Annotated in this window: 23 protein-coding genes; 11 read left to right on the top strand and 12 right to left on the bottom strand. The window is 60.2% G+C overall.

The window, feature by feature from the left end; all coding sequences use genetic code 11:
- Nucleotides 1-51 precede the first annotated feature (51 nt).
- Together FOY56_RS05165 and FOY56_RS05160 are read right to left on the bottom strand one after the other, a co-directional pair.
- Nucleotides 52-1,656 carry a carboxyl transferase domain-containing protein gene (locus FOY56_RS05165; RefSeq protein ID WP_146344753.1) on the bottom strand — a complete coding sequence of 535 codons (1,605 nt, stop codon included), beginning with the start codon at nt 1,654-1,656 and terminating at the stop codon, nt 52-54.
- Nucleotides 1,653-3,185, bottom strand: coding sequence for an AMP-binding protein (locus FOY56_RS05160; RefSeq protein ID WP_146344752.1), 1,533 nt, complete (start codon nt 3,183-3,185; stop codon nt 1,653-1,655). The genes FOY56_RS05165 and FOY56_RS05160 overlap by 4 nt, the downstream gene beginning before the upstream one ends.
- Nucleotides 3,186-3,319: 134 nt before the next feature.
- Here FOY56_RS05160 and FOY56_RS05155 point away from each other — a divergent pair, with 134 nt between their 5' ends.
- Nucleotides 3,320-3,922 (top strand): OmpW/AlkL family protein, encoded by a 603-nt coding sequence (locus FOY56_RS05155; protein WP_146344751.1) that lies wholly within the window; start codon nt 3,320-3,322, stop codon nt 3,920-3,922.
- A gap of 74 nt (nt 3,923-3,996) precedes the next feature.
- On the opposite strand, the gene FOY56_RS05150 is transcribed toward FOY56_RS05155, so the two are convergent.
- A complete protein-coding gene (locus FOY56_RS05150; RefSeq protein WP_146344750.1) occupies nt 3,997-5,160 on the bottom strand; it encodes an isovaleryl-CoA dehydrogenase in 1,164 nt (387 codons plus the stop codon).
- Nucleotides 5,161-5,673: 513 nt separating this feature from the next.
- Between FOY56_RS05150 and FOY56_RS24045 the strand changes: the two genes are divergently transcribed.
- Entirely contained in the window at nt 5,674-5,775 is a 102-nt protein-coding gene (locus FOY56_RS24045; protein WP_281288794.1) for a VOC family protein, read from the top strand.
- Nucleotides 5,768-6,010 carry a VOC family protein gene (locus FOY56_RS05145; protein ID WP_281288793.1) on the top strand — a complete coding sequence of 81 codons (243 nt, stop codon included), beginning with the start codon at nt 5,768-5,770 and terminating at the stop codon, nt 6,008-6,010. Before FOY56_RS24045 ends, FOY56_RS05145 begins: the two co-directional genes overlap by 8 nt.
- Before the next feature lie 152 nt (nt 6,011-6,162).
- On the opposite strand, the gene FOY56_RS05140 is transcribed toward FOY56_RS05145, so the two are convergent.
- Nucleotides 6,163-7,356 carry a DegT/DnrJ/EryC1/StrS family aminotransferase gene (locus FOY56_RS05140; protein ID WP_146344749.1) on the bottom strand — a complete coding sequence of 398 codons (1,194 nt, stop codon included), beginning with the start codon at nt 7,354-7,356 and terminating at the stop codon, nt 6,163-6,165.
- A gap of 129 nt (nt 7,357-7,485) precedes the next feature.
- Between FOY56_RS05140 and FOY56_RS05135 the strand changes: the two genes are divergently transcribed.
- Nucleotides 7,486-8,790: an MmgE/PrpD family protein gene (locus tag FOY56_RS05135; RefSeq protein WP_146344748.1), complete on the top strand. Its 1,305-nt coding sequence runs from the start codon at nt 7,486-7,488 to the stop codon at nt 8,788-8,790.
- Here FOY56_RS05135 and FOY56_RS05130 read toward each other — a convergent pair.
- Nucleotides 8,775-9,437 carry an HAD-IA family hydrolase gene (locus FOY56_RS05130; protein WP_146344747.1) on the bottom strand — a complete coding sequence of 221 codons (663 nt, stop codon included), beginning with the start codon at nt 9,435-9,437 and terminating at the stop codon, nt 8,775-8,777. The two genes, FOY56_RS05135 and FOY56_RS05130, sit on opposite strands and share 16 nt — an antisense overlap.
- Nucleotides 9,438-9,566: 129 nt before the next feature.
- Here FOY56_RS05130 and glmU point away from each other — a divergent pair, with 129 nt between their 5' ends.
- Entirely contained in the window at nt 9,567-10,922 is a 1,356-nt protein-coding gene (gene glmU / locus FOY56_RS05125; RefSeq protein WP_146344746.1) for a bifunctional UDP-N-acetylglucosamine diphosphorylase/glucosamine-1-phosphate N-acetyltransferase GlmU, read from the top strand.
- Nucleotides 10,922-12,745: a glutamine--fructose-6-phosphate transaminase (isomerizing) gene (gene glmS / locus FOY56_RS05120; protein ID WP_146344745.1), complete on the top strand. Its 1,824-nt coding sequence runs from the start codon at nt 10,922-10,924 to the stop codon at nt 12,743-12,745. Before glmU ends, glmS begins: the two co-directional genes overlap by 1 nt.
- A 140-nt stretch (nt 12,746-12,885) precedes the next feature.
- On the opposite strand, the gene FOY56_RS24100 is transcribed toward glmS, so the two are convergent.
- Nucleotides 12,886-13,170, bottom strand: coding sequence for an FkbM family methyltransferase (locus tag FOY56_RS24100; protein WP_342779778.1), 285 nt, complete (start codon nt 13,168-13,170; stop codon nt 12,886-12,888).
- 254 nt (nt 13,171-13,424) lie between these two features.
- On the opposite strand from FOY56_RS24100, the gene FOY56_RS05115 reads away from it, so the two are divergent.
- Nucleotides 13,425-14,111 carry a DNA alkylation repair protein gene (locus tag FOY56_RS05115; protein WP_146344744.1) on the top strand — a complete coding sequence of 229 codons (687 nt, stop codon included), beginning with the start codon at nt 13,425-13,427 and terminating at the stop codon, nt 14,109-14,111.
- Here the strand turns inward: FOY56_RS05115 and FOY56_RS05110 are convergent.
- Entirely contained in the window at nt 14,099-14,572 is a 474-nt protein-coding gene (locus tag FOY56_RS05110) for a hypothetical protein (protein WP_146344743.1), read from the bottom strand. The genes FOY56_RS05115 and FOY56_RS05110 overlap by 13 nt on opposite strands.
- A 92-nt stretch (nt 14,573-14,664) precedes the next feature.
- On the opposite strand from FOY56_RS05110, the gene moaA reads away from it, so the two are divergent.
- The 3 genes from moaA to FOY56_RS05095 are packed head-to-tail and all read left to right on the top strand — an operon-like array spanning nt 14,665 to nt 18,005.
- Nucleotides 14,665-15,672, top strand: coding sequence for a GTP 3',8-cyclase MoaA (moaA, locus tag FOY56_RS05105; protein WP_146345142.1), 1,008 nt, complete (start codon nt 14,665-14,667; stop codon nt 15,670-15,672).
- Between the two features lies 1 nt (nt 15,673).
- Entirely contained in the window at nt 15,674-16,978 is a 1,305-nt protein-coding gene (locus FOY56_RS05100; protein ID WP_146344742.1) for a 3-deoxy-D-manno-octulosonic acid transferase, read from the top strand.
- The gene (locus FOY56_RS05095; protein ID WP_146344741.1) at nt 16,971-18,005 is read left to right on the top strand and encodes a glycosyltransferase family 4 protein; all 1,035 of its coding nucleotides are present in this window, start codon (nt 16,971-16,973) and stop codon (nt 18,003-18,005) included. The genes FOY56_RS05100 and FOY56_RS05095 overlap by 8 nt, the downstream gene beginning before the upstream one ends.
- Before the next feature lie 97 nt (nt 18,006-18,102).
- Here the strand turns inward: FOY56_RS05095 and FOY56_RS05090 are convergent, their stop codons facing one another.
- Genes FOY56_RS05090 through FOY56_RS05080 form a run of 3 tightly spaced genes read right to left on the bottom strand, consistent with a single transcriptional unit; the run spans nt 18,103 to nt 21,616 of the window.
- Entirely contained in the window at nt 18,103-18,558 is a 456-nt protein-coding gene (locus FOY56_RS05090; RefSeq protein WP_146344740.1) for an MAPEG family protein, read from the bottom strand.
- 36 nt (nt 18,559-18,594) lie between these two features.
- Nucleotides 18,595-20,724 (bottom strand): methylmalonyl-CoA mutase, encoded by a 2,130-nt coding sequence (scpA, locus tag FOY56_RS05085; protein WP_146344739.1) that lies wholly within the window; start codon nt 20,722-20,724, stop codon nt 18,595-18,597.
- Complete coding sequence (locus FOY56_RS05080) at nt 20,687-21,616, bottom strand: hypothetical protein (protein WP_186766243.1); 930 nt, start codon at nt 21,614-21,616, stop codon at nt 20,687-20,689. Before FOY56_RS05080 ends, scpA begins: the two co-directional genes overlap by 38 nt.
- Nucleotides 21,617-21,793: 177 nt before the next feature.
- On the opposite strand from FOY56_RS05080, the gene FOY56_RS05075 reads away from it, so the two are divergent.
- Entirely contained in the window at nt 21,794-22,237 is a 444-nt protein-coding gene (locus tag FOY56_RS05075) for a DUF4174 domain-containing protein (protein WP_146344737.1), read from the top strand.
- Between the two features lie 4 nt (nt 22,238-22,241).
- Here the strand turns inward: FOY56_RS05075 and FOY56_RS05070 are convergent, their stop codons facing one another.
- Both FOY56_RS05070 and FOY56_RS05065 read right to left on the bottom strand, forming a co-directional pair.
- Nucleotides 22,242-22,757 (bottom strand): hypothetical protein, encoded by a 516-nt coding sequence (locus tag FOY56_RS05070; RefSeq protein WP_146344736.1) that lies wholly within the window; start codon nt 22,755-22,757, stop codon nt 22,242-22,244.
- A 10-nt stretch (nt 22,758-22,767) separates the two neighbouring features.
- On the bottom strand, nt 22,768-24,813 hold the full coding sequence (locus FOY56_RS05065; RefSeq protein WP_146344735.1) for an acetyl-CoA carboxylase biotin carboxylase subunit: 2,046 nt from the start codon (nt 24,811-24,813) through the stop codon (nt 22,768-22,770).
- Nucleotides 24,814-25,151 lie beyond the last annotated feature (338 nt).

The following is a 25,151-nucleotide window of genomic DNA, read 5'->3' as shown; positions in this document are numbered from 1 at the left end:
TTCAAATACCCCGGGGGAGTCGCCCGACAGGGCGGCGGGGGCAGCGCCCCCTTACATCCGGAACAAGCCAAACCGCGTCTCCTCGATGGGCGCATTCAGCGCGGCACTCAAAGACAACGACAGAACATCGCGCGATTTTCGCGGATCGATGATACCGTCATCCCACAACCGGGCCGATGCATAAAGCGGGTGCGACTGGTGTTCGAACATCTCCAGCGTCGGGCGTTTGAATTCGGCCTCCTCTTCGGCCGACCACTGCCCGCCCTGCCGTTCGATCCCGTCGCGTTTGACGGTGGCCAGCACGCCGGCTGCCTGTTCGCCGCCCATGACGCTGATCCGCGAGTTCGGCCAGCTCCACAGGAACCGTGGCTGATAGGCGCGGCCTGACATGCCATAGTTCCCGGCCCCGAACGACCCGCCGACCAGCATGGTGATCTTGGGGACCTTGGTGGTGGCCACGGCGGTGACCATCTTGGCCCCGTGCCGCGCGATGCCTTCGTTTTCGTACTTCCGCCCCACCATGAACCCGGTGATGTTTTGCAGGAACACCAGCGGGATATGGCGTTGCGAGCAGAGTTCGACGAAATGCGCCGCCTTCTGCGCACTTTCGGAAAACAGCACACCATTGTTGGCGATGATGCCAACCGGGCAACCTTTGACATGGGCAAAGCCGCAGACAATGGTTTCGCCAAAGCGGGGTTTGAATTCGTCAAAGCGCGAGCCATCGACCAGGCGCGCGATGACCTCGCGAATGTCATAGGGCGTGCGCAGATCGGCGGGTACAACGCCAAGGATTTCCTCGGGGTCATAGGCGGGCTCTTCCGGGTTTTGCCATTGCACGGTTTTTGGTTTGCCCCGGTTAAGGGATTCCACGGCGCGTCGGGCCAATGCCAGCGCATGGGCGTCATCCTCGGCCAGATAGTCGGCCACACCGGACAGGCGTGTATGGACGTCACCGCCACCAAGGTCTTCGGCCGTTACGATTTCGCCAGTCGCGGCCTTTACCAGCGGCGGGCCAGCAAGAAAGATGGTGCCCTGTTCCTTCACAATGATGGTGACATCCGACATCGCAGGCACGTAAGCGCCGCCAGCGGTACAAGACCCCATGACCACGGCGATCTGCGGGATGCCGCGCGCCGACATGTTGGCCTGATTATAAAAGATGCGGCCAAAATGGTCGCGGTCGGGGAACACCTCGTCCTGATTGGGCAGGTTGGCCCCGCCCGAGTCCACCAGATAGATGCAGGGCAAGTTGCATTCCGCCGCGATTTCCTGAGCGCGCAGGTGTTTCTTAACCGTCATCGGGTAATAGGTGCCGCCCTTCACGGTGGCATCGTTACAGACCACCATGACATCTTGCCCATGCACACGGCCAATGCCTGCGATCACTCCGGCGCAAGGGGCGGCATCGCCATACATGTCATGCGCCGCCGTGGCGCCGATTTCCAGAAAGGGTGAGCCGGGATCCAGCAGGTTTGCCACCCGACGACGCGGCAACATTTTGCCCCGGCTTTCATGTCGTGCGCGGGAACGTTCGCCGCCGCCCAGCCGGGCTGCTGCTGCTGCGTCCGAGATCTGCGCCAACGCATCAAGATGCGCCGCCCGGTTTGCTTTGAAACCTTCGGATCCGGCCATGGCCTTGGATGTGAGTTTCATTCATGAACCTCCAGTTCAGCCGCCGCGCGGCGTTTGAGTTCTTTACGGATAACCTTACCGGTCACAGTCATGGGCAGATCTTTCACAAGAGAGATTTCCCTTGGATAGGAATAACTTGCAAGGCGACCCTTGACCCACGCCTGAAGATCTTCCGGCGTGGCCAGTGCATCGGGTTTGAGCACCACATAGGCCTTGACGATTTCGGTTCTAAGCGGATCGGGTTTGCCGATGACACCCGCGGTGGCGACGGCGGGATGGGTCAGCAGGCAGTCTTCGATCTCGGCGGGGCCAATGCGATAGCCTGAACTGGTGATCACGTCATCCTCGCGCCCCACGAAACGCAGATACTGACCCTCCCAGATGCCCCGGTCTCCGGTGATCAGCCAGTCGCCGCGAAACTTCTCAGCGGTTTGGTCGGGTTTGTTCCAGTATTCGATCATCATCGAGGCCGAGCCGCGGTGCACACCGATATCGCCCTCATCGTTGGTCGGTTCTCCATCCGCATCCAGCACGGCCACCTCGTGCCCTGGCACCGGTTTCCCGATGCAACCGGGTTGTGCCGGGAAATCAGCGCCGCAGTTTGAGACGATCATGTTGCATTCCGTCTGGCCGTAGAATTCGTTGATCTGCAGACCAAAAGCACCCTGCCCCCAAGCCAGCATTTCAGCACCCAGGGGTTCACCACCACTGGCGACCGAGCGCAGGCCGGGAAGTGATGTATCGGCAGCTTTCAGCATCCTGAGCGCGGTGGGCGGAAAGAACACGTTGCGCACCCCGCCTCGTTCTATGATGTCAGCGCAACCCCGGGCCGAGAATTTGTCCATCCGGGCCGCGACCACCGGGATGCCCAACGCCAGACCGGGCATAAGCACATCAAAAAGGCCCCCGATCCACGCCCAATCGGCCGGGGTCCACAGGCAATCACCACTCTGCAGATGATCATGGCTGATCGACACGCCAGGCAGATGGCCCGTCAACATCCGGTGGCCATGCAAGGCCCCCTTGGGGCTGCCGGTTGTGCCAGAGGTATAAATCAGAACCGCAGGATCGTCGGGGCCGGTATCTGCAAAAGGCAGCGGCCCCCCCGTCACCTTGGTGTTCGCAGCGATAAGCGGAGCCGCAAGGTCGCCCAGCAGTCGCGCGCCGTCGTCATCGGTAACGACACGGGTCAGCCCGGCATCGCTGATCCGGGAGTGCAGCGCATCATGTTTGAAGAGTTTGAACAGCGGGACCGAGATTGCACCGATCTTCCAGATCGCCAGATGCGCTGCCGCGCACCAGGGCGACTGGCTGAGCAGGACGCCGACACGCTCCCCCGGTTTGATCTGTTCCAGCAACCGATGGGCCAGCCCGTCAGTCATCGCTGACAGCTCCGCCATGGTCACATCGCGGCGCGACTCACCCGTCAGATCGATAATGGCAGGTCCGGTCTGCGGCCCCTGCAGGCATTGGCGCGCCATATTCAGACGGTGGGGGATGTCCCAGCCTCCATCAGGGCGCAATCCGGGTATGCGTCGGGCAGCACTCATTTGGTTTGCCTTGTGTTTTCTAAGTCTTGACGGCGACTTCTTAGAAATCTCATGCGCGCACCTTGATCCAGATCAGCGCCCCGGTCTGCAAAATATGCCACTTTTGGTATATCAAAAGCAGATTGGACAGGACAATGAAACATCTGATCGCCACACTCGCCCTCACCACCGCATTGGGAGCCATTGCCGCGCCGCTGGCGGCGCAGTCGCAGGGGGACTGGACCTTTGGTATCGGTGTTGGCTGGGTCAATCCGAAATCGACCAGCGCCACAGTTGCCGGGTTGCCGTTGAGCGTCGATGAAGACGTCCGACCGACCTTCACAGTCGAGTATTTTTTCCGCGACAATCTGGGGATTGAACTGCTGGCCGCTACGCCGTTTCAGCATGACATTTCGCTGGGCGGAACGAACATCGCATCGACCAAGCACCTGCCGCCCACCCTGTCGCTGAACTATCACTTCCCGACGCAGACCAAGTTCAAGCCGTTTGTCGGGATTGGTGTGAACTATACAACCTTCTTCGACGAACAGACCTCGCTTGGTACGCTTAACTTGAGCGATAGCTGGGGCGTTGCCTTGCACGCCGGTGCGGATTACCAGGTTTCCCAGAACGGATCGTTGCGCTTTGACGTGCGCTGGATCGACATCAACACCGACGCCACCTTGAACGGCGTGGCGCTGGCCGATGTCGAGATCGACCCGTTCATCGTGGGATTCTCGTACATCCACCGGTTCTGATCCCTCCCAAGATATGGCGGGCCTGACAAGGCCTGCCCGTTTCGGCCCGCGTTTTTGCGCGGGCCGGTGTCGTTTCAGCCCATCGATCCCATCAATTCGCGGCCCACCAGCATCCGGCGGATTTCAGAGGTTCCGGCCCCGATTTCCATAAGCTTGGCATCGCGGAAAATGCGTCCGACCGGGTTGTCATTCAGATACCCGGCCCCACCCAACGCCTGAACTGCCTGATGCGCCTGCACCATGGCCTGTTCGCTGGCATAAAGGCAGCAGGCAGCCGCATCCTGACGGGTCACATCGCCCCGGTCGCAAGCTTTAGCGACCTCGTACACATAAGCCCGGGCCGAGTTCATCGCCGTATACATGTCGGCAATCTTGCCCTGCATCAGCTGAAAGTTCCCGATCGGCTGACCAAATTGTTCGCGGGTGGACACATACGGCATGACCTCGTCCAGGCAGGCGGCCATGATGCCGGTTCCGATGCCGGCCAGCACGACGCGTTCATAATCAAGCCCCGACATCAGGACGCGCACGCCCTTGCCCTCTTCACCCAGCACGTTTTCAAACGGCACTTCGCAATCGTCAAAGATTAGCTCGGCGGTGTTTGATCCGCGCATGCCCAGCTTGTCAAAATGCGGCGAGGTCGAGAAGCCTTTGAACTCTTTCTCGATCAGGAACGCCGTGATGCCCCGGCTGCCCGCGTCGGGATCGGTCTTGGCATAGACCACCAGTGTGTCGGCATCGGGACCATTGGTGATCCAGTATTTGTTGCCGTTCAGGATATAGCGGTCATTGCGCTTTTCCGCCCGCAGCTTCATCGACACCACGTCGGACCCGGCTGAGGGTTCGGACATGGCCAAAGCACCGACATGATCCCCCGAGATCAGACCCGGCAGGTATTTCTGTTTCTGTTCGGGCGTGCCGTTCAGCTTGATCTGGTTCACACACAGATTGGAATGCGCGCCATAAGAGAGAGACACCGACGCACTGGCCCGCGCGATTTCTTCCACCGCCACGGTATGGGCCAGATAGGACATGCCTGCCCCGCCGTATTCCTCGGACACGGTGATGCCCAGCAACCCCAGATCGCCCATTTCTTTCCACAGCGCGGCCGGGAAGTCGTTGGTCTGGTCAATTTCGGCGGCCATCGGCTTGACGCGCTCCTGCGCCCAGCGATGCACCATATCGCGCAACGCGTTCGTGTCTTCGCCCAGATCGAATGTCATGGTCGCATTGAACATAGCGCCCTCCCCCTGCGTTTAATGAACAAGTGTTCATTTCATAGACGAGGTTTGTGAGTCGGGTCAAGTGTTGGGCTGCCGACGGCGTGTCAGCGCCCGGTCAAAACCGACTTCATTTGTGCCGCGGGTTTGTGACACAGTTAAACAATTGAGATATGAAGGCCCGGCAAAGCATGCCAAAAAGACCGTTTCTGCCGCACAGGTTTTGACACGGGGTTATTGTCCGATGTGCCGGGCGAACCGAAATTCTGCTCTGCCTTACGCGAGACCTGATTTCGAAACAAACCTTATGCAGTAAAATTACTGCACTTGCCATGTTCTGGAGAAGGCTGGCTTGTTTGAGATCGAATGGAAGGGGCGCACGAAGGCGCATTCTTTGAGTGTCGACGAACAGCACGTCGCAACGGCATCATGGCTCGTCAACTTCAAAACGAACGGACCCAAAACATGAAAATCTAGGTCACAAGCGTCTTCGTCGATGATCAAGACAAGGCCGAAAAGTTCTACACCGAAATGCTCGGCTTCATAGTGAAGCACATTATCCCATTGGGCGATACCCGATGGCTGACGGTCGTGTCCAAGGAAGACCCCGGAAGGCACAGAACTGTTGCTTGAACCGAGCGACCATCCAGCCATTGGACCTTACAAGAAGGCGCTTGTCGCCGATGGCATCGTCGCACATTCATTCCAGGTGCAAAACCTTGACACCGAATGGAAAAAGCTGAGCGACGGGGGTGTGAAATTCGTAACTGAACCTATGGACGCGGGCGCAGTTCACATGGCCGTTTTTGACGACACTTGCGGAAACCTCATTCAGTTAATCCAGATGAAGGAAACCGCTTCTGACTGATCCCAGTATAGACTGGATTGCTGCCAGCCCGGACGGTGAAACAGGCGTCGTTCGGATCAGTTCCGCTTACAAAGTTCCAAAACTCATATGTTTTTGATATCGGCGATCACGACCTGTTTTGTATGGTCTCGAAAGCACGGCGGGACGCTAAATCATGCGCCCTGCCACACCGCCCCAACCTCGGCCCGGACGATGCGGGCGATAAGGGCGCAGTCGTCGAGGCTGAAGGTCAGCGGCACGCGCATGTCGACGATGCCGGCAAGGATGCGGTCGGTTTTGGGCATCGGCACACTGTCGGCATAGCGCCAGCTGTCATAGCGCGAGGTAAAGGCGACGGGTTCTGCACCGCCGAACCATTTCAACTCGACCCCACGCGCGGCACATCGACTGAGCGCCTCTTGCACCTTGTCCGGGTCCCAGTCGAGCAGCAGGAACTGGATGGACGAGCCGACATAAACCTCTTGTTCGGGGCGGTTGATCACGGTCAGGCCGGGGGTGTTACGCAGCCCGTCTTCCAGCACGCGATAACGGTCGTTCCAGCGTTGTACCTGTGTGTCCAGATCCCGCAATTGCGGGCGCAGAATCGCGGCGCGCAGGTTGTCCATGCGACCGGACACGTTGGGGGTGTCGTATTTCACGCGTTCGAAGACCTCGGGAGACGGGGCGGCGAGATGGCGTTCATACAGCATATAGCTGCCAGAAAGGATCGTGGCGCGGGCGGCGACTTCTTCATCATCGGTGATCAGGAACCCGCCCTCACCCGAATTCATATGCTTGTACGTCTGGTTTGAATAACAGCCGATCAGACCCGCGCGGCCCGACGGCACACCTTTCCAAGACGCGCCCATGGTATGCGCACAGTCCTCGATCACGGTGACGCCCGCGTCATCGCAGATCTTCATCAGACGATCCATGTCACACAGGTGGCCGCGCATGTGGCTGAGCATCAGCACCTTGGCGTCGGTCACTTTTTGCGCCAGATCGTCAAGGTCGATGGTCAGGCTTTCAGTGACCCCGACAAACACCGGTTTTGCCCCAACCGACGCAATCGCACCCGGCACCGGGGCCAGCGTGAAGGCATTGGTCAAAACCGGCTCCCCCGGCTTCACCCCGATGGCCCTGAGCGCAGTGGCCATCGCATAGCCCCCAGAGGCCACGGCCAAGCAATATTTCGCGCCGGTATAGGCGGCAAATTCCTGCTCCAGAAGCGCGGTTTCGCCCAGTTCGCCCGCAGCGACGTTATAACGGTGCAGACGACCACTTTGCAGAACCGCCAACGCGGCGGCGATCCCGGCATCGGGGATCGGCTCTTGCTGGGTGAAGTTTCCGGTGAATTTTTCTGTCATGTGCTGGTTGTGATCTGGGTAACGTCAGCGGTCAAGATCCGCCTTGGCGAATTCACAAAGCTGAAACATTGCGCCGGGTCGCGTCGCAAACGGGACAGAATCGCGACGCACCTGCCCTAGCGTAACCTCATGACACCTTATGAGTTGATCCATGATCTGCACTGGTCGGACTGCCCTGCCCCTGTGCAAACCCGGGCCGAGCTGTGCATTCTGGACCTGATCGGGGTCGCTGCTGGCGCAATGGGCACAGACCTGAGCGCCATTATCCGGGATCACGCGGTCGAAACGTTCGGGGGCACCGTGCCGATCCTGTTTGACGGTCGCACGGCCAGTGCGCCGGGGGCTGCATTGGCAGGCGCGATGACGATTGATGCGCTGGACGGGCATGATGGGTTTAATGCGGCCAAGGGCCATGTCGGCTGCGCTTTGCTGCCCGCTGTTCTGGCGTTTGCTGAACAAACCGGCGCCGATGGGTCCGAGTTTCTGGCCACCATCGTCATGGGATATGAATTCGGGTCACGCCTGTCCGTGGCGCAACACGCAACAACACCAGATTATCACACGTCTGGCAGTTGGGGGGCTGTCGTGGCGGCAGCAGCGGGAGCGCGTTTGCTGCGACTTGATCACCAGCGGACCCGAGAAGCGTTGGGGATTGCCGAATACCATGGTCCGCGCAGCCAGATGATGCGCTGCATCGATCATCCGACAATGGTCAAGGATGGGTCAGGCTGGGGGGCGATGGCCGGGGTGTCGGCCGCGCAACTGGCGCGACGCGGGTTTACAGGGGCTCCGGCGATCACGGTCGAATCGACTCCGACGTTCTGGACTGATCTTGGAACCAACTGGCTGATTTTGGATCAGTACTTTAAGCCTTATCCAGTATGTCGCTGGGCGCATGGCCCAATTGACGGGGTTCTGAAACTGGCCCGTGATCACAATGTGAGTGCGGCTCAGGTCGCGCGGATCGAAGTCACGACGTTCCATGAATCCGTGCGGCTGGCCACACGCCGCCCACGCAATACGGAAGAGGCGCAATATTCGACTTCGTTCCCCAGTGCGGTGGCGATGGTGCGCGGCGATGTCGGACCTGCGGGTATCACCGGGGACGCTTTAAGCGACCCTGAAATCCTGCGTCTGTCGGACAACCTGGTGATGCAGGAATCCGACAGCGCCAATGCTGCCTTTCCCGCGACGCGTCTGTCGCGGGTGGATCTGGTGCAAACCGATGGCACCGTTTTGAAAGGCGAATACCTCCAGCCGCGCTGGGACCCGGTCGCGCCACCAACAGAAGCTGAACTGCGCGCCAAGTTTCACGGCCTCGCCGATCCGGTATTGGGAGCCGATCGGGCCGATGCCATTGAAGCCGCATTGGCGGATCTTGCGAATACCGGACTGCGGCCCCTGACAGATCTTTTGTATCAGCCGATCAACTGACGCACGACACCCGGCAGATCATCGAACCGATGCAGCAGCGCTTCGGGCTCTAAAGCGGCCATATCATCGCCAGAAGGCCCAAACGTCACCAGAACCGAAGGCACACCGGCGGCCCGCGCCGTGTTGCGGTCCGTATCTGAATCGCCGATCAGAACACATTTTGCCGGGTCGCCGCCTGCCCGGCGGGCAGCTTCGCGCAGCGGCTCCGGGTCGGGTTTGCGTACTGGCAACGTGTCGGCTCCGACCATCGATGCAAAAGCGTCGCGAATGCCAAGGCTGATCAGCAACTGATCGGCCAGCGCTTGTGGCTTGTTGGTACAGATCCCGACGCCGAATCCGTCAGCCTTTAACGCCTCTACCGCGTCCATCGCACCGGGATACAGCACCGTATGAACGTCAATCGCGGCGCCGTAGGCCTCAAGCAGAACAGGATAAAAGGTTTCGACGACGCTGGCATCGAACCGGCCCAACCGCTCAAGCCCGCAGGTCAGCATCTTCTTGCCGCCGCGCAGGGCGATTCCCTGATCGCGCGCCGGGTCCAGCACATCGCCGTCGCCCATCTGGCGAAAACAGACGTTCGCAGCGGCGATCAGATCACCGGATGTATCGGCCAGTGTGCCGTCCAGATCGAAGATTACCGTTTTCATGCCTGCCCCCTTTCGGCGCTTTTCCGCACCAGTTGTTGCATCCCGCAACCTTGTTTGATCACCGTTTCGCTTGCGTGACCGCTATCAGCGGATAAAACGGCTCAAAGCAAAACACAAAGAGAAAACCAGATGAGCACAGCCCTCGTCATCCTCGCCGCAGGCAAAGGCACACGGATGAACTCGGACCTTCCCAAGGTTCTGCACCCCATCGCACAAGCCCCCATGCTGGCTCATGCCATGCGCACCGGTGCCGCGCTAGAGCCTGAACGTCTGGTTGTCGTGGCCGGCCATGGTGCCGATCTGGTCGCAAAAGCCGCGCAGCAGATCAATGACCGGGCCGAGGTCGTCTTGCAAGAAGACCAGTTGGGCACCGCTCATGCTGTCGATATGGCCCGCGAGGCGCTGGCCGGTTTCGATGGCGATGTTGTCGTGCTCTATGGTGACACGCCGTTTTTGCAGCCTGACACGCTTGAGCGCATGATCGCCGCACGCAAGACCCATGATCTGGTCATACTTGGATTTGAGGCCCCTGATCCCGCCCGCTATGGCCGTCTGGTCATGGATGGCGACACGCTGGAAAAGATCGTGGAATTCAAGGACGCCTCAGACGCCGAGCGCGCGATTACCTTTTGCAACAGCGGGCTGATGGCCTGCGATGCCAAGACGTTGTTTGATCTGATCGCACAGGTCGGCAATCAGAACGCTTCGGAAGAATACTATCTGACCGATGTCGTCGAACTGGCCCGCGCCCGCGATCTGAGCGTGACGGCAGTGTCTTGCGACGAAGACCAGACCATGGGGGTCAATTCCCGCGCTGATCTGGTCAACGCGGATGCCGTGTTTCAGGCCCGCGCCCGCGCGGAACTGCTGGAAGACGGTGTGACCCTGATGGCCCCCGACACGGTCTATCTGGCCATCGACACGGTCATCGGGCGGGATGCCGTGATCGAACCCAATGTGGTATTCGGCCCCGACGTCACGGTGGAATCCGGGGCCACGATCCGCGCGTTTTCGCATCTGGAAGGCTGCCATGTCAGCCGTGGCGCGGTGGTTGGTCCTTATGCCCGGCTCCGCCCCGGTGCCGAACTGGCCGAACACACCAGGGTCGGCAACTTTGTCGAGATCAAGAATGCCGTGATCTCCGAAGGCGCCAAGGTCAATCACCTGAGCTATATCGGCGACGCCACGGTTGGAACCAACACGAACATCGGGGCAGGCACCATCACCTGCAATTATGATGGCGTCATGAAGCATCAGACCACAATCGGGGCGCGGGTATTTATCGGGTCGAACACCATGCTGGTCGCGCCTGTCTCAATCGGCAACGATGCGATGACAGCGACCGGATCGGTGATCACCAGAGACGTTGAACCCGAGGCGCTGGCACTGGCCCGCACACCGCAGGAGAACAAACTGGGCCGGGCCCGCAAATTGTTCGATTTGTTAAAGGCGAAGAAAGCAAGACGTAACAAGGAGGCCGAATAATGTGCGGTATTGTAGGGGTACTTGGCGACCATGAAGCAGCGCCGATCCTTGTTGAAGCGCTGAAACGACTGGAATACCGGGGCTATGACAGCGCCGGAATCGCCACCGTGAACCACGGCAAACTGGATCGCCGCCGCGCCGTCGGCAAGCTGGTCAATCTGGGCGATTTGCTGGTGCATGACCCCTTGCCGGGCAAGGCCGGGATCGGTCATACCCGCTGGGCCACACATGGCGAGCCGTCGGTCAGCAATGCCCATCCGCATCAGGCAGGGCCAGTCGCCGTGGTGCACAACGGGATCATCGAAAACTTTCGCGATCTGCGCGCCGAACTGGCCGAACACGGCATCCTGCCGCAAACGGAAACCGATACCGAAACCGTCGCTCTTTTGACGCAACACTATCTGGATCAGGGCGCATCCCCCGTCGATGCCGCGTTCCAGGCGCTTGATCGGCTTGAGGGCGCTTTCGCCTTGGCATTTCTGTTCGATGGCGAAGAAGATCTGATTGTCGCCGCCCGCAAGGGATCACCGCTGGCCATCGGCCATGGCGAGGGCGAGATGTATGTTGGCAGCGATGCCATCGCGCTGGGGCCGCTGACTGATCGGATCACCTATCTTGAAGAAGGCGACCGCGCCGTTCTGACCCGGACCTCGCTGGAGATCCGCGATGCTCAGGGCGAACTGGCCAATCGCGAAATCCGCACGGTTCAGATCCAGTCCACCCAGATCGACAAGGCGGGTCACAAGCATTTCATGGCAAAGGAAATCGCTGAACAGCCGCTGGTGATCGGCGACGCGCTTGGCCACTATCTGCCGGCCGGGCAAGACACCGTACAACTGCCGGGCAAGGGTATCGACTTTACCAAGATCGAACGTGTGACCATGGTCGCCTGTGGCACGGCCTATTACGCCTGCCTCACGGCGAAATACTGGTTCGAACAGCTGGCCCGTATCCCGGTCGAGGTCGATATCGCCTCAGAATTTCGCTATCGCGAGCCTCCCGTCAGCCCCGGCACGCTGGCAGTATTCGTCAGCCAGTCTGGCGAAACTGCCGATACGCTGGCCGCCCTGCGTTATTGCGAGGGCAAGGCCGACAAGATCGTGTCGGTGGTCAATGTCCCCGAAAGCTCGATCGCCCGCGAAAGCGATCTGGCACTGCCGATCCATGCCGGGGTCGAGGTCGGCGTGGCGTCGACCAAGGCGTTCACCTGCCAGCTTGTTGTGCTGGTTCTGCTTGCGCTGAAGGCGGCTGCGGACAAAGGACAGATAGATCAGGAAACGCTGGCCGATCACATCTCGGCGGTGCGTGGGTTGCCGTCGCTGCTGAATGCCGCGCTGGATCAGAACGAAGCGATCCGACAGGCCGCAATCAAACTTAGCGAAGCCCGGGATGTGTTGTTTCTGGGGCGTGGGCCGATGTATCCGATGGCGCTTGAAGGTGCTCTTAAACTGAAAGAAATCAGTTATATACATGCCGAAGGTTATGCGTCAGGTGAACTGAAACACGGCCCGATTGCCCTGATCGACAAGAACATGCCGGTGATCGTCATGGCGCCGCGCGACGCGGTCTTCGACAAGACCGTTTCGAACATGCAAGAGGTCATGGCGCGTAAGGGTCAGGTGCTGTTGATTTCGGACGATGACGGGCTGGCCGAAGCACAGGACGGTGTCTGGTCGACCATCCGGATGCCGCATGTGCACCCCACGCTGGCACCGATCTTATACGCCATTCCAGCGCAATTACTGGCCTATCACACCGCCGTTGCCAAAGGTACGGATGTGGACCAACCGCGCAATCTGGCAAAATCGGTGACCGTGGAATAACGCGCGCCCTGCCGTTTCTTCTCTTTAAAAATACTCGGGCGGGCGTCGTTGGTTGCGCCATTGAACCCGGTGACAAAAGGGCGACGAGGGGCTGGCCGCTCGCGCCTTTCCGGCCCGCCTAGTCGCGGATGTACAAAACGTCACCACGACGCGGCACTTGTACTTACCTGCGCGAACTCTTTGACAGCCTCGCCCATCTCGCGCAGGACCTCCAATTCGTGGCCCTGTACGTCAATCGACAGCATCCCACGCCTTGCCGACCGAACGTCGATGGCATGGCGCGCCAGGATTTCAGGCAGCGAAGGCGTTGTCATCGTCAGCACTTCACCGGTTTCGTGGCTGCCGGGAAAGCGGTCGCGGTACGTTTCGGTTGACCGATAGACGGATGACGGCGCGCCATCACCCGCGAACCGGTCAAAAGCCAGTTCCGTACCCGTGTCGGCGGAAACAAGTGCGTTTTCAGTGAAATGGAGCGCGGCGTCCCATCAGAAGTTCATACTTGGACGCTCGAAAAAACATGCGCCAGCTTTGCGGGACCAGTTCCTTTGCTGTTCGTTCGACACCTTTGAGGAATTGCATCCTGCCTCCCGCCCGCATTCTCACGATTTCACCGTTTTTTATCAGCCCCCTTGCACTGCGAAAAGCACAGCATAGTCTGTGCGGCAAAAGGGGTCGGATCATGTGCAAAGACTATCTGGATCAGATCAGGGCGCGGGCCGATGCGACCAAGGCTGCAGATATGGCGCGGTATCACAAGGCAGCGCGCGTTTATCTGGGCGTCGCGAACCCGGTGTTGAACGATCTGACCAAGGACTGGCGCCGGTCCCTAACGGTTGAAGACCGGGTGAAACTGGCGGATGACCTGTGGCGCACCGATATTCACGAGGCCCGACTGGCAGCCGCCAAGCTGCTGACCCAGGCCCGCATTCGCCCGGATCAGGCGGTTTGGGAGTTGCTCTGCAACTGGGTGCCCGATTTCGATGCCTGGGCCGTGGCGGATCATGCCTGCATGGCGGCCCAGAAACGGCTGGTCGCGGACCCGACCCGCCTGGACACCGTCGAAGGTTGGACAACATCCGACCTCATGTGGACCCGGCGGGCAGCACTGGTCGCAACCCTCCCCTGGACCAAGCAAAACCATCCGAAACCCGAAGAACTGGCACAACGTGACCGGATTTTGGGCTGGGTGGCCACCTATGTGCCCGACCGCAACTGGTTTATTCAAAAGGCAATCGGCTGGTGGCTGCGCGATCTGTCAAAGCATGACGCCCCCCGCGTAATTGCGTTTTTGAGCGCGCATGGTGACGATCTTAAGCCGTTTGCCCGCAAGGAAGCCGCCAAATACCTGCCCGATCAGAGCGGCTGAACAGTCAGGTCGATCAATTCGGTCAGCGGGGCACCAAGCGCCTGAAACCCTTGCAGGGACAAACGGCTACCTGCGGTATCTTCGCCTTCAATGGGAATCAGTGTGACCTCGGCGCTTTTACCGGTCGCGGCAAGGGTGATCCGACCCGATCGCTGATCCGAGACCAAAGGCGTTTCAAGCCATAAGCCTGGTTTTGTCGGATCGCCAAGTGCTGCAACGGTGGATTTCGGACCTGCACTTTGGGCAGGAACAGAGTCTTGCCCCGTGTCAGTGGCCGCGTCCGTGCCTGGATCGATGTCGGCGTTAGTGTCGTCCAAATCGGTTGTTTCTTGGGTCAAAGATGCGTCTTCCAGCGTCGCATCGGCCTGAGAAGGCTTGGTGGCCGTATCCGTTTGGAACAGCTGATCCGTAACACTACAGGACGACGCAACAAGAATAGAGACAAGAACCAGATACCGCATATCTGCTTTCTACCCCTGCGGATGCAATCCCGCCAGACCCAATACGAAGGCCCCCCTTGCCGGGCGGGTGCGCGCGCTTTACCTATGTCCACATGACAGCACCTTTGATCGATCCTTTCGCCCGCGCCATCACATACCTGCGTGTCTCCGTCACCGACCGGTGCGATTTCCGCTGTGTGTATTGCATGTCGGAAAATATGACCTTTCTGCCCAAGAAAGAGCTGTTGACGCTCGAAGAACTGGACAAGATGTGTTCGACCTTTGTTGGACTGGGCGTCGAAAAACTGCGGATCACAGGCGGCGAACCACTGGTCCGGCGCGAGATCATGACGTTTTTCCAATCCATGACCCGCCATCTGGACAGCGGGGCGCTGAAGGAACTGACGCTGACGACAAACGGATCTCAGTTGGAACGATTTGCCGATGCGCTTTATGCCGCTGGCGTGCGCCGGGTGAACGTGTCGCTGGATACGCTGGACGACAAGAAATTCGCCGACGTGACACGGTGGGGCCGGTTGGCCCAGGTGCTGAAAGGCATTGATGCGGCTCAGCGGGCTGGCTTGCGGATCAAGATCAACGCCGTCGCGCTGAAAGGGTTCAACGAAGAAGAACTGCCGCGCATTACCGAATGGTGCGCCGAGCGGGACATGGACCTGACCTGGATCGAAGTCATGCCGATGGGGGATATCGGTAACGAAGACCGGCTGGATCAATATTGGTCTCTCGAAGATGTGCGCAGTACCTATGAGCAGCATTATACGGTCACCGATCTGGCCGAACGGTCGGGCGGACCGGCCCGGTATGTGCGGCTTGAGGAAAGCGACCAGAAGATCGGCTTTATCACGCCGCTCAGCCATAATTTCTGCGAAAGCTGCAACCGCGTGCGCCTGACCTGCACCGGTGAGCTGTACATGTGCCTTGGTCAGGAAGACATGGCTGACCTGCGCAAACCCCTGCGCGATCACCCCGGTGACCCTCGCGCCTTGGAAGAAGCGATCCGCGCCGCCATTTCGCTGAAACCAAAGGGCCATGATTTCGACTATTCCAGACAGCGTGCCGACGGCCAGATGTCGCGTCACATGAGCCATACGGGCGGCTGACATGTCAGCCCCCAGCAGTGCGCCGACGCCGCTGTTCCGGATCTACCGCGCTGCAACCACGATGCTTGTGCCCTTCGCGTGGCGCAAGGTGTCACGCCGGTTGGCAGCTGCCGGTGTCCCCCCCGAGCGCATGCAAGAGCGGCTGGGAAATGCCAGCCTGCCGCGCCCTCCCGGTCAGCTGATCTGGTTCCACGCTGCCAGTGTCGGCGAAAGCCTGTCAGTCTTGTCGCTGATCAAGCGGTTGGGCGACCGTGTGCCCGGGGCGCAGTTTCTGATCACGTCGGGTACGCCCACCTCGGCCGCGCTTGTGGCCCAGCGTATGCCACCCCGCACCCGTCATCAGTACGCGCCTTTGGATGCAAGTGGTCCGGTCGCGCGTTTTTATGCGCATTGGCGCCCCGCCGCCGGGCTGTTTGTCGAAAGCGAACTTTGGCCGTTGATGCTGGTCAAAGGTCGCGAGGCCGGAACACGACTGGCCTTGCTGAACGCACGTTTGTCGCGAAAATCCGTCGACGGCTGGAAAAAACGGCCCGATACAGCCCGGTTCATTCTGAGCCAGTTCGACCTGCTGATCGCCCAGAATCAAACCATTGCCGATGACCTGATCGCCATGGGGGCTGATCCCGCTCGGGTTCATGCCGGCAGCAACCTAAAGGCCAGTTCCGCCGCGCCGCCGGTTCAGTCGGATGTGCTTGAAGAACTGCGCGGACGCTTGGGTGATCGTCCGGTCTGGACCGGCAGTTCGACCCATGCCGGCGAGGAAGAAATCGTTCTAGAGGCGCATCGCCAGCTTTTGACGGCCCATCCCGATCTTTGCCTGATCCTTGTCCCGCGTCACCCCGAACGCGGCGACGAAGTCGAAGCCCTGCTTCACGCCAGTGGCCTGACCTATGCCCGGCGCACGTCCGAAACACCTGTCACGCCTGAAACACAAGTGTACCTCGCCGACACATTGGGCGAGACCGGAACCTGGTATGCCCTGTCCCCCATTGCTTTTCTGGGGGCAACGCTGGTGCCCAAAGGCGGGCACAACCCGTTCGAACCGGCCTTGGCCGGTGTCGCTGTCGTCGCCGGACCTCATGTCGACAATGCAGCGGATGCCTATGCAGGTCTCGATGCCGCCGGGGGGATGACCCAGATCGAAACCGCCCGTGATCTCGCCGCACAGGTCGGTCATTGGCTGAACAACCCGGCTGACCTTGAAACCACGCGTACCGCTGCGCAAAGCTATGCCGAAACCCAAAACCGGGCGCTTGACGATGTGGTCAACCGGCTCTGCGCTGCGCTGGATCTTGACCATGGCTGAGCTGTTCGTGACTAATTTCAATCGCAATTTTACCGGCGTGTCGGCCACCGCCGCCAATGTGATCCGCCAACAGATCAAAGACTTCGACCTGAAACTGGTCGGCCACCCGCTGCCCGGGTGTCCCGATCCAATCACCGTGTCCGATGCCCGCACCCTGTCGCGCACCGCCCCACCGGGCCGCCCCTTCCCGATCTGGCATGTTCGGCGCAACACCGAAATGCGCGCAGCCCTCTGGGCGCGGGATGTCCTGAAGTTGCCGATCCGGATTGTCTTTACCTCGGCCGCGCAACGCAGACATTCGGCCTTCCCGCGCTGGCTGATCTCAAAAATGGATGCGGTGATTGCCACGACCGAAGCGGCAGCTGACTATGTCCCCCATGTCCGGGGCGTCGTCCCACATGGCGTGGACACCGGCCTCTTCACCCCCGCCCCGGATCGCGCTTCGGCTTGGGCGGCGCTGGGATATGGCGGCACCATGGGTATTGCCACGATCGGACGTGTGCGACCCGAAAAGGGCACCGATGTTTTTGTCGATGCCATGCTGAAACTGCTACCCGAACTGCCTGGTGCCACAGCGCTTGTCATCGGGCGCGCCGCCCGCGAACATCAAAAATTCGACCTCGACCTCAAAGGCCGGGTGCAACGAGCCGGGCTGATCGAAAGGGTGCGTTTTATCGGAGAAGTTCCCGCCGCGGACCTGCCCGCCCTGATGCGCGGCCTGTCACTGGTGGTACAACTGCCCCGCTACGAAGGCTATGGCATGGTCCCGCTCGAAGGCATGGCCAGCGGCGTGCCCTTCGTCGGCAGCGACACCGGGTATTACGCCGCCTTTTCGGCCCAGGGGCGCGCAGGCACAGTGGTCCCTATCGACCACGCAGGCCTTGCCGCAGACGCCGCGCGTACCCTGCTCGGCTCTGTTGACAGCGCAGGCCAAGCCGCGCGCGAGATCGCAGAATCCACCTTCAGCATCACCCACGAAGCCCAGGGCATTGCAGCTGTTTACGACGCACTCTGGACGGCCCCATGATTTAGGGCTTCTTTCTTGTCTCAAATCCCCTCGGGGGTGAATTGGGCCGAAGGCGCAAGAGGGGGCAGACAGCCCCCCATACCGCGTCACAGCATCGTCAGACAAACCAAGCCACCAAGGCCCAAAACCCGGACAGAACCGTCGGATAGAAGGTTCCGGCAAAACCGACCCCACGCAATGGGGGCGACATATGATAGCCGACCCAGAACAGCCCCCGCATCAGCGCAAAGCTTAACCCAAGCACGATCACAGCCGCCCCGCCCAGCGACATGGCCACAAAGGGCCAGGTCACCAAGGCCAGAACCAATTGTTCGACAGTGTTCGTCAGAACCTTCTGATCCGTCGCGGCCCCGGACCCGGGCGCAAAGACTTGTCCGTCGATGATTTCAGTATCAAAGAACCGGCGCTGCGCCAGTCGCCCGATCATGGCGGCCAGAACAAAGCCCGGCGCAAGAAACGCAACCGGCAAGGCCACCGGCGGCGGCAGAAACGGCAGATCCAGCTGCTGCGGCACCCAGATAACCACCAGCGCCCAAAGGACGCCGATGGCCATGCTGATCAAAACGATGCGGCGCTTGCCCAACGCCGGTTACGCGGGCGCGGTCCCGATCAGACGCAGGATATCGCGTGCCGCTTCAGGGATGTTGGTGCCCGGCCCAAAGATCGCTTTCACACCGTTTTTGTACAGGAAATCATAGTCCTGCTGCGGAATTACCCCACCGCAAATCACGATGATATCTTCGGCTCCGGCTTCTTTCAGCGCGGCAACCAGTTGCGGGGCCAATGTCTTGTGACCTGCTGCCTGAGACGAGATTCCGACGACATGCACGTCGTTATCCACCGCGTCCTGCGCCGCTTCGGCAGGGGTCTGGAACAGCGGACCGACGTCGACGTCAAAGCCGATGTCGGCGAAGGCGGTGGCAATCACCTTGGCACCACGATCATGCCCGTCCTGCCCCATCTTGACCACCAGCATGCGCGGGCGACGGCCTTCGGTTTCGGCGAATTTCTCAACATCCGCCTGGATCGCGGCAAAGCCTTCGTCGCCTTCGTACGCCGCGCCATAGACCCCGGCGAGGGTCTTCACTTCGGCGCGGTGGCGGCCAAATTCGTTTTCCATTGCCATGCTGATTTCTCCAACCGAGGCGCGGGTACGCGCGGCTTCAACAGCCGCTTCAAGCAGGTTGCCACCTTCTTTGGCACGGCGGGTCAGTTCAGCCAATGCCGCCTGACAGGCCGCTTCGTCGCGATCCGCCCGCATCTTTTCAAGACGCGCGATCTGGCTTTCCCGGACGGCGACATTGTCGACGTCCAGAATGTCGATCGGGTCTTCCTTGTCCTTGCGGTACTTGTTGACGCCGACGATGACTTCCTGACCGCGGTCGATCATCGCCTGACGGCGGGCAGCAGATTCCTCGATCCGCAGTTTTGGCATGCCGCTGGCAACAGCCTTGGTCATGCCACCCATCTCTTCGACCTCTTCGATCAGCGCCCAGGCCTGGTCGATCAGGTCGTTGGTCAGGCTTTCGACATAGTAGGATCCCGCCAGCGGATCGACCACATTGGTCACGCCGGTTTCTTCCTGCAGCACCAGCTGCGTGTTGCGCGCAATCCGGGCCGAAAATTCGGTGGGCAGCGCGATGGCTTCGTCCAGCGCGTTGGTGTGCAACGACTGGGTACCACCCAGAACCGCGCTCATCGCCTCATACGCGGTGCGGACCACGTTGTTATACGGGTCTTGTTCCTGCAGCGATACGCCCGAAGTCTGGCAATGCGTGCGCAGCATTTTTGAGCGTTCGGATTTGGCCCCGAACTCGGTCATGATGCGATGCCACAGGGTCCGCGCGGCGCGCAGCTTGGCGATTTCCATGAAAAAGTTCATGCCGATTGCAAAGAAGAACGACAGACGGCCGGCGAATTTATCGACATCCATCCCTGCGTCCATGGCGGCGCGCACGTATTCGCGGCCATCGGCCAGGGTATAGGCAAGCTCTTGCACAAGGTTCGCGCCAGCCTCTTGCATGTGATAGCCCGAAATCGAGATCGAGTTGAATTTCGGCATCTCGTTGCTGGTGTATTCGATAATGTCCGCAATGATGCGCATCGACGGTTCAGGCGGATAGATATAGGTGTTGCGGACCATGAATTCTTTCAGAATGTCGTTCTGAATGGTGCCCGCCAGAAGACTTTTGTCATGGCCCTGCTCTTCGCCTGCGACGATGAAATTGGCAAGGATCGGGATCACCGCGCCGTTCATGGTCATCGAGACCGACACTTTGTCGAGCGGGATGCCGTCAAACAGCACTTTCATGTCTTCGACGCTGTCAATGGCCACGCCGGCCTTGCCAACATCTCCGACTACGCGCGGATGGTCGCTGTCGTAGCCCCGGTGCGTGGCCAGATCAAAGGCCACCGACACGCCCTGCTGACCGGCGGCAAGGTTGCGGCGATAGAAGGCGTTGGATTCCTCAGCCGTCGAAAACCCGGCATATTGCCGGATGGTCCACGGGCGGCCTGCATACATCGTTGCCTTTACGCCGCGCGTAAACGGGCCGAAACCGGGCATCGTATCCATATGCGGTAAGTCTGCGGTGTCGTCGGCGGTGTACAGCGGCTTGACCTCGATCCCTTCCAGCGTCTGCCAGTTGAGATCGTCCAGTGGCTTGCCGCGCAGCTCTTTTTCAGCCAGCGCCCGCCAGTCGTCGTTGTTCTGCGTCATAGCGTCTTCCTCTTGTCATATTTTGGAACGGCAGGGTTGGCCCCGCCTGTTTCTTGTCGGGATCAGTGGCCAGTTGCGCCAGGCCATCGGCCCCCGCGGTCAGCCACATCAAATCGTCTTCATACGCCTCGCGCAGGGTCGCCGCCTCGGACCTGTCAAACGGCAGCCAACGGCCATCGCCCATCGGCAGGTCCGAGGTATCGCCCAGCCACGCGCGCATCTCTGGCAGGCGTGGCGCGGCGTTCAGCCATTCGCGCGCGTGCTCTTTTGGGCCGGGTTGGCCAGTCATGGCGAACAACTGCGCCTCGGGCCGCCCGGCGAATGTTTCAAAAGGCAGGACCTGAAGCCGCACACCCGGTGCCGCGCAGGCGACATCAGTAATCACATCCCGCCAACTTCGGGCGCGGCTTACGATCCGGGCAATGGCCAGCCGGTTGGGCAGGCCCGCCCTGCGTGTCACGCTATAGGCCAGCGCCGAGGCCCAATACATCTCCAGCGACCGGATATTCAGCGTCACGCTACTCAGATACCCATCAAAAGCGGCCGCAAAGCGCGCGACACGTTCACCGACCCCGCAATACAGATCGCACAGGCGCAGGTTTTCGCGGACCGAGCCCATCATGTTTTCGTCCGTCACAATCAGGCGCGGAACACCGGCTTGTGCACTGCGGGCAAGGTTCATCTGTACCCGCCCCGTGGCCCGTCGCTGAGGATTGCGCCCGGTCGCGGCCCGTGGGCCGGGCGTCAATCCGCTGAACAGGCCCGCTCGGGTGCGACGTGGGCCCCAGAACCCGAGTCCGGTTGTCGTCAGGCGCTCGCCGTTCATGCGCAGATAGTGCTGAAAAGTCGTCGTCGCACAGCGATGCGCGCCGATATGCAGGGTTACGTCCATGGCTTTGCCCGTCCTTGGGGTTAGGGCCGCCCCAACCGGCCGGTATGCGGGGAATGGACTGACAGTCATGCCAAACCCCTCACAAAGCGCTTAACGTTAGAATTTTCGTGCCCCCACACCGATTGTTCATTCGCAATCGTCTGGTACATGCCTATATTCATGCAGACAGGAGACCGCATGACCCGCATCCTAGCCCTTGTTCTGACTGCATTTCTTCCGGTAACGGCACTGGCCACCGGATTGTCCGAAACATCGCCAGATCCGCTGATCCGCCCGGCGGGTGACAGCGATTTGAGCGAATTTTTATGGATAAATCGCCCGGTGGTCATCTTCGCGGACTCGCCCGCAGACCCCAGATTCAAACAACAGATCCAGTTTTTGATGGATGGCAAAGACATGCTTCTGGATCGTGATGTGGTCGTGCTGACCGACACGGACCCGGCCGCGCAATCGCCAATTCGCCAGAAACTGCGCCCCCGTGGGTTCATGATGGTGCTGATTGGCAAGGATGGCGGTGTGAAGTTGCGCAAACCGCTGCCGTGGACCGTGCGCGAAATTTCACGCAGCATCGACAAGATGCCAATGCGGTTGCAAGAGGTCGAAGACCGGCGCGTCCCGTAGGCCATCACACATCGCCCCGCGCAAAAAACACCTGCCCCTGCTGCACGTCCAGAACGGCCAGTGCATTGGTGGACGGCGCATAGATCATGATTGAATTGTCTGACGTCAAAGCCGTCAGATAGGCCCGCTGAACCGTGTCGCTCATACAGTTTTTGCCGGATATACCCGACGATACAAGGCCCAGACCGTTGGGCAGATCCGCACTCATCACCTGCTGCGAGATCGCGTTGGGGCTTTGCGCTGGCAGATCGAACCCGACCGTTTCACCAGCACTGATCAACCGCAGACCGTCCGGCAGGGTCCGGACCATGCTCACCGATGCCCGCGCTGTTGTGCTGCGGGTTTTGAACAGTGCCGCCGTACAGTCCATGCGCGATTCAAAATAGACGGTTTCGCCCAGATTGACCCACGCCCCCAGCTGGGTGCGGACCTTGGCTTCGCTGTCCATGGCGCATCCGGCCAGCGTGGCGATGGCTGCAATAGCCAAGGCCACGCGCGGCATGCAATGGGGATGCGCCACGGGCATTGTCTTATTCGAACTCCATGATCACTTCGTCGACCGCAAGGCTGTCGCCCGGGCCGGCGTTGATCTTGGCCACCACGCCCTTTTTCTCGGCGCGAAGGATGTTTTCCATCTTCATCGCCTCGACCGAGCACAGCGCCTGACCGTCCTGGATTTCATCCCCGACTTCGACATTGATCTTCACGATCAGGCCGGGCATCGGGCAAAGCAGCAGCTTGGAGGTATCGGGCGGCAGTTTTTCCGGCATCAGCTTGGCCAGTTCAGCCTGACGCTGGCTGCGCACATGCACTTTCAGATCTGCGCCGCGTGTCCGCATGCGGAACCCGCCCGAGATTTTACCAACCTTCAGGACCAGCGGGCTGCCGTCGACATCCAGCTTGGCCAGTTGGTCGCCTGGGGTCCAGTCGGACGCCACGCGCATTTTGGGGCCATCGCTGAACGTAACGGTTGATCCGTCATGATCCGCATCAATATGCACATTGTAGTCGGTACCCTGCACCGACACGACCCAATCAGTGCCCACGCGACGTTCATGATTGTCCATCCGGCCCGACACACGAGTGCGGCGGATTTCGGCGACCCGATGCATGGCAGACGCAGCGGCCGCAACGCGCCGCAGATCGCCTTCGCCAAGTTCGACGCCTTCGAAGCCATCCGGGTACTGCTCTTCGATGAAAGCGGTGGTCATGTCGCCCGCGATGAAGATCGGGTGATCCATTACAGCGCTCAGGAACGGCAAGTTGTGGCCGATACCTTCGACCTCGAAGCTGTCCAGCGCCACGCGCATCGCCTCAATCGCCGCCTCGCGGGTCGGGGCCCATGTGCACAGCTTGGCGATCATCGGGTCGTAGTACATGCTGATCTCGCCGCCCTCATAGACGCCGGTATCATTGCGCACAGCGGCCTCGCCAGACGGCGCATCACCCTGCCACTTGTCGTTGACCAACAGCGGGCCAGCGGCCACCTCGGCCGGGGGGCGATATGTGGTCAGGCGGCCAATCGACGGCAGAAACCCACGATACGGATCTTCTGCGTAAAGCCGATTTTCAATCGCCCAGCCCGTCAGCGTGACGTCGTCCTGCGTGATGCTCAGCGGTTCGCCCGCCGCAACGCGGATCATCTGCTCAACCAGATCGACACCGGTGATCAATTCGGTCACCGGGTGTTCAACCTGCAGACGGGTGTTCATTTCGAGGAAATAGAAGTTCTTGTCGCCATCGACGATGAATTCCACGGTCCCCGCACTGGCATAGCCAACAGCCTTGGCCAACGCGACAGCCTGTTCGCCCATCGCCTTGCGGGTCGCTTCGTCCAGGAAGGGCGACGGCGCTTCTTCGACGACCTTTTGGTTACGGCGCTGGATCGAACATTCACGTTCGCCCAGATAGATGCCGTTGCCATGGGTGTCGCACAGCACCTGAATTTCGATATGACGCGGTTGCGTCACAAACTTTTCGATAAAGATCCGGTCATCGCCAAACGAGTTCGCCGCTTCGTTCTTGGATGACTCAAACCCTTCGCGGGCTTCCTGGTCGTTCCAGGCAATTCGCATGCCCTTGCCGCCGCCGCCCGCGCTGGCCTTGATCATCACCGGATAACCAACCTCGTTCGAGATTTTAACAGCGTCTTCAGCATCTTCGATCAGGCCCATATAGCCGGGCACGGTCGACACTTTGGCTTCTTGGGCGATCTTCTTGGACGTAATCTTGTCGCCCATGCTTTCAATTGCGCCCACAGGAGGGCCAACAAATGCGACGCCTTCGGCGGCCAGCGCCTCGGCAAATTTGGAATTCTCGGACAAGAAACCATACCCGGGATGCACCGCCTGAGCGCCTGTCTGGCGGATTGCGTCCATCACCTTGTCGATGACGATATAGGACTGGTTCGCGGGCGGCGGGCCGATGTGAACAGCCTCATCCGCCATTTTCACGTGCAGGGCCTGCTTGTCTGCGTCCGAATAAATCGCGACGGTCGGAATCCCCATCTTGCGGGCCGTCTTGATGACACGGCAGGCGATCTCGCCCCGGTTGGCGATCAGGATCTTGTTGAACATCTGTTGTCCTTCGTCTTGGGTTGTGTCGAACGCAAAACACCGCCCCGGGCAGACTGGCCCGACGCGGTGTTTTGCATGTCTGAAGTGAGCCCGGATATAACCCGGGTCGTCGAATTTCTGTGTGCGGCCGACCCCGCAGCGTGCAGACGGCGCCGGTCAACCGGCCCCGTCCTGACTGGACTGCTTAGCTGATCAGCACCGTTCCGGGAACTGCTGGCAAAAAAGCACATTTCCCGCTGCGCCAGCCGCAACCCCCAAGAGCGGGTTGGCATTGACCGCCAGCGCAGTGACGGCGCCTGCACCGCTGCCGATAAGCGCTTGCTCACCGATCGTGTCGC

Source organism: Falsiphaeobacter marinintestinus, assembly GCF_007923355.1.
Taxonomy (GTDB): Bacteria; Pseudomonadota; Alphaproteobacteria; order Rhodobacterales; family Rhodobacteraceae; genus Phaeobacter_A; species Phaeobacter_A marinintestinus.
The sequence above is the reverse complement of the archived record's forward strand: the minus strand, read 5'-3'. Positions and strand labels throughout refer to the sequence as shown.

Bases quoted from the DNA above. Each gene is read 5' to 3' on its own strand.
- FOY56_RS05080 (WP_186766243.1), bottom strand. From the start codon at position 21,616: ATGGACGTAACCCTGCATATCGGCGCGCATCGCTGTGCGACGACGACT.
- moaA (WP_146345142.1), top strand. From the start codon at position 14,665: ATGACAGCACCTTTGATCGATCCTTTCGCCCGCGCCATCACATACCTG.
- FOY56_RS05065 (WP_146344735.1), bottom strand. From the start codon at position 24,813: ATGTTCAACAAGATCCTGATCGCCAACCGGGGCGAGATCGCCTGCCGT.
- FOY56_RS05090 (WP_146344740.1), bottom strand. From the start codon at position 18,558: ATGGCCATCGGCGTCCTTTGGGCGCTGGTGGTTATCTGGGTGCCGCAG.
- FOY56_RS05140 (WP_146344749.1), bottom strand. From the start codon at position 7,356: ATGACAGAAAAATTCACCGGAAACTTCACCCAGCAAGAGCCGATCCCC.
- FOY56_RS05150 (WP_146344750.1), bottom strand. From the start codon at position 5,160: ATGTTCAATGCGACCATGACATTCGATCTGGGCGAAGACACGAACGCG.
- FOY56_RS05160 (WP_146344752.1), bottom strand. From the start codon at position 3,185: ATGAGTGCTGCCCGACGCATACCCGGATTGCGCCCTGATGGAGGCTGG.
- FOY56_RS05130 (WP_146344747.1), bottom strand. From the start codon at position 9,437: ATGAAAACGGTAATCTTCGATCTGGACGGCACACTGGCCGATACATCC.
- glmU (WP_146344746.1), top strand. From the start codon at position 9,567: ATGAGCACAGCCCTCGTCATCCTCGCCGCAGGCAAAGGCACACGGATG.
- scpA (WP_146344739.1), bottom strand. From the start codon at position 20,724: ATGACGCAGAACAACGACGACTGGCGGGCGCTGGCTGAAAAAGAGCTG.
- FOY56_RS05095 (WP_146344741.1), top strand. From the start codon at position 16,971: ATGGCTGAGCTGTTCGTGACTAATTTCAATCGCAATTTTACCGGCGTG.
- FOY56_RS05135 (WP_146344748.1), top strand. From the start codon at position 7,486: ATGACACCTTATGAGTTGATCCATGATCTGCACTGGTCGGACTGCCCT.
- FOY56_RS05115 (WP_146344744.1), top strand. From the start codon at position 13,425: ATGTGCAAAGACTATCTGGATCAGATCAGGGCGCGGGCCGATGCGACC.
- glmS (WP_146344745.1), top strand. From the start codon at position 10,922: ATGTGCGGTATTGTAGGGGTACTTGGCGACCATGAAGCAGCGCCGATC.
- FOY56_RS05075 (WP_146344737.1), top strand. From the start codon at position 21,794: ATGACCCGCATCCTAGCCCTTGTTCTGACTGCATTTCTTCCGGTAACG.
- FOY56_RS05155 (WP_146344751.1), top strand. From the start codon at position 3,320: ATGAAACATCTGATCGCCACACTCGCCCTCACCACCGCATTGGGAGCC.
- FOY56_RS24045 (WP_281288794.1), top strand. From the start codon at position 5,674: ATGCTCGGCTTCATAGTGAAGCACATTATCCCATTGGGCGATACCCGA.
- FOY56_RS05110 (WP_146344743.1), bottom strand. From the start codon at position 14,572: ATGCGGTATCTGGTTCTTGTCTCTATTCTTGTTGCGTCGTCCTGTAGT.
- FOY56_RS05165 (WP_146344753.1), bottom strand. From the start codon at position 1,656: ATGAAACTCACATCCAAGGCCATGGCCGGATCCGAAGGTTTCAAAGCA.
- FOY56_RS05100 (WP_146344742.1), top strand. From the start codon at position 15,674: ATGTCAGCCCCCAGCAGTGCGCCGACGCCGCTGTTCCGGATCTACCGC.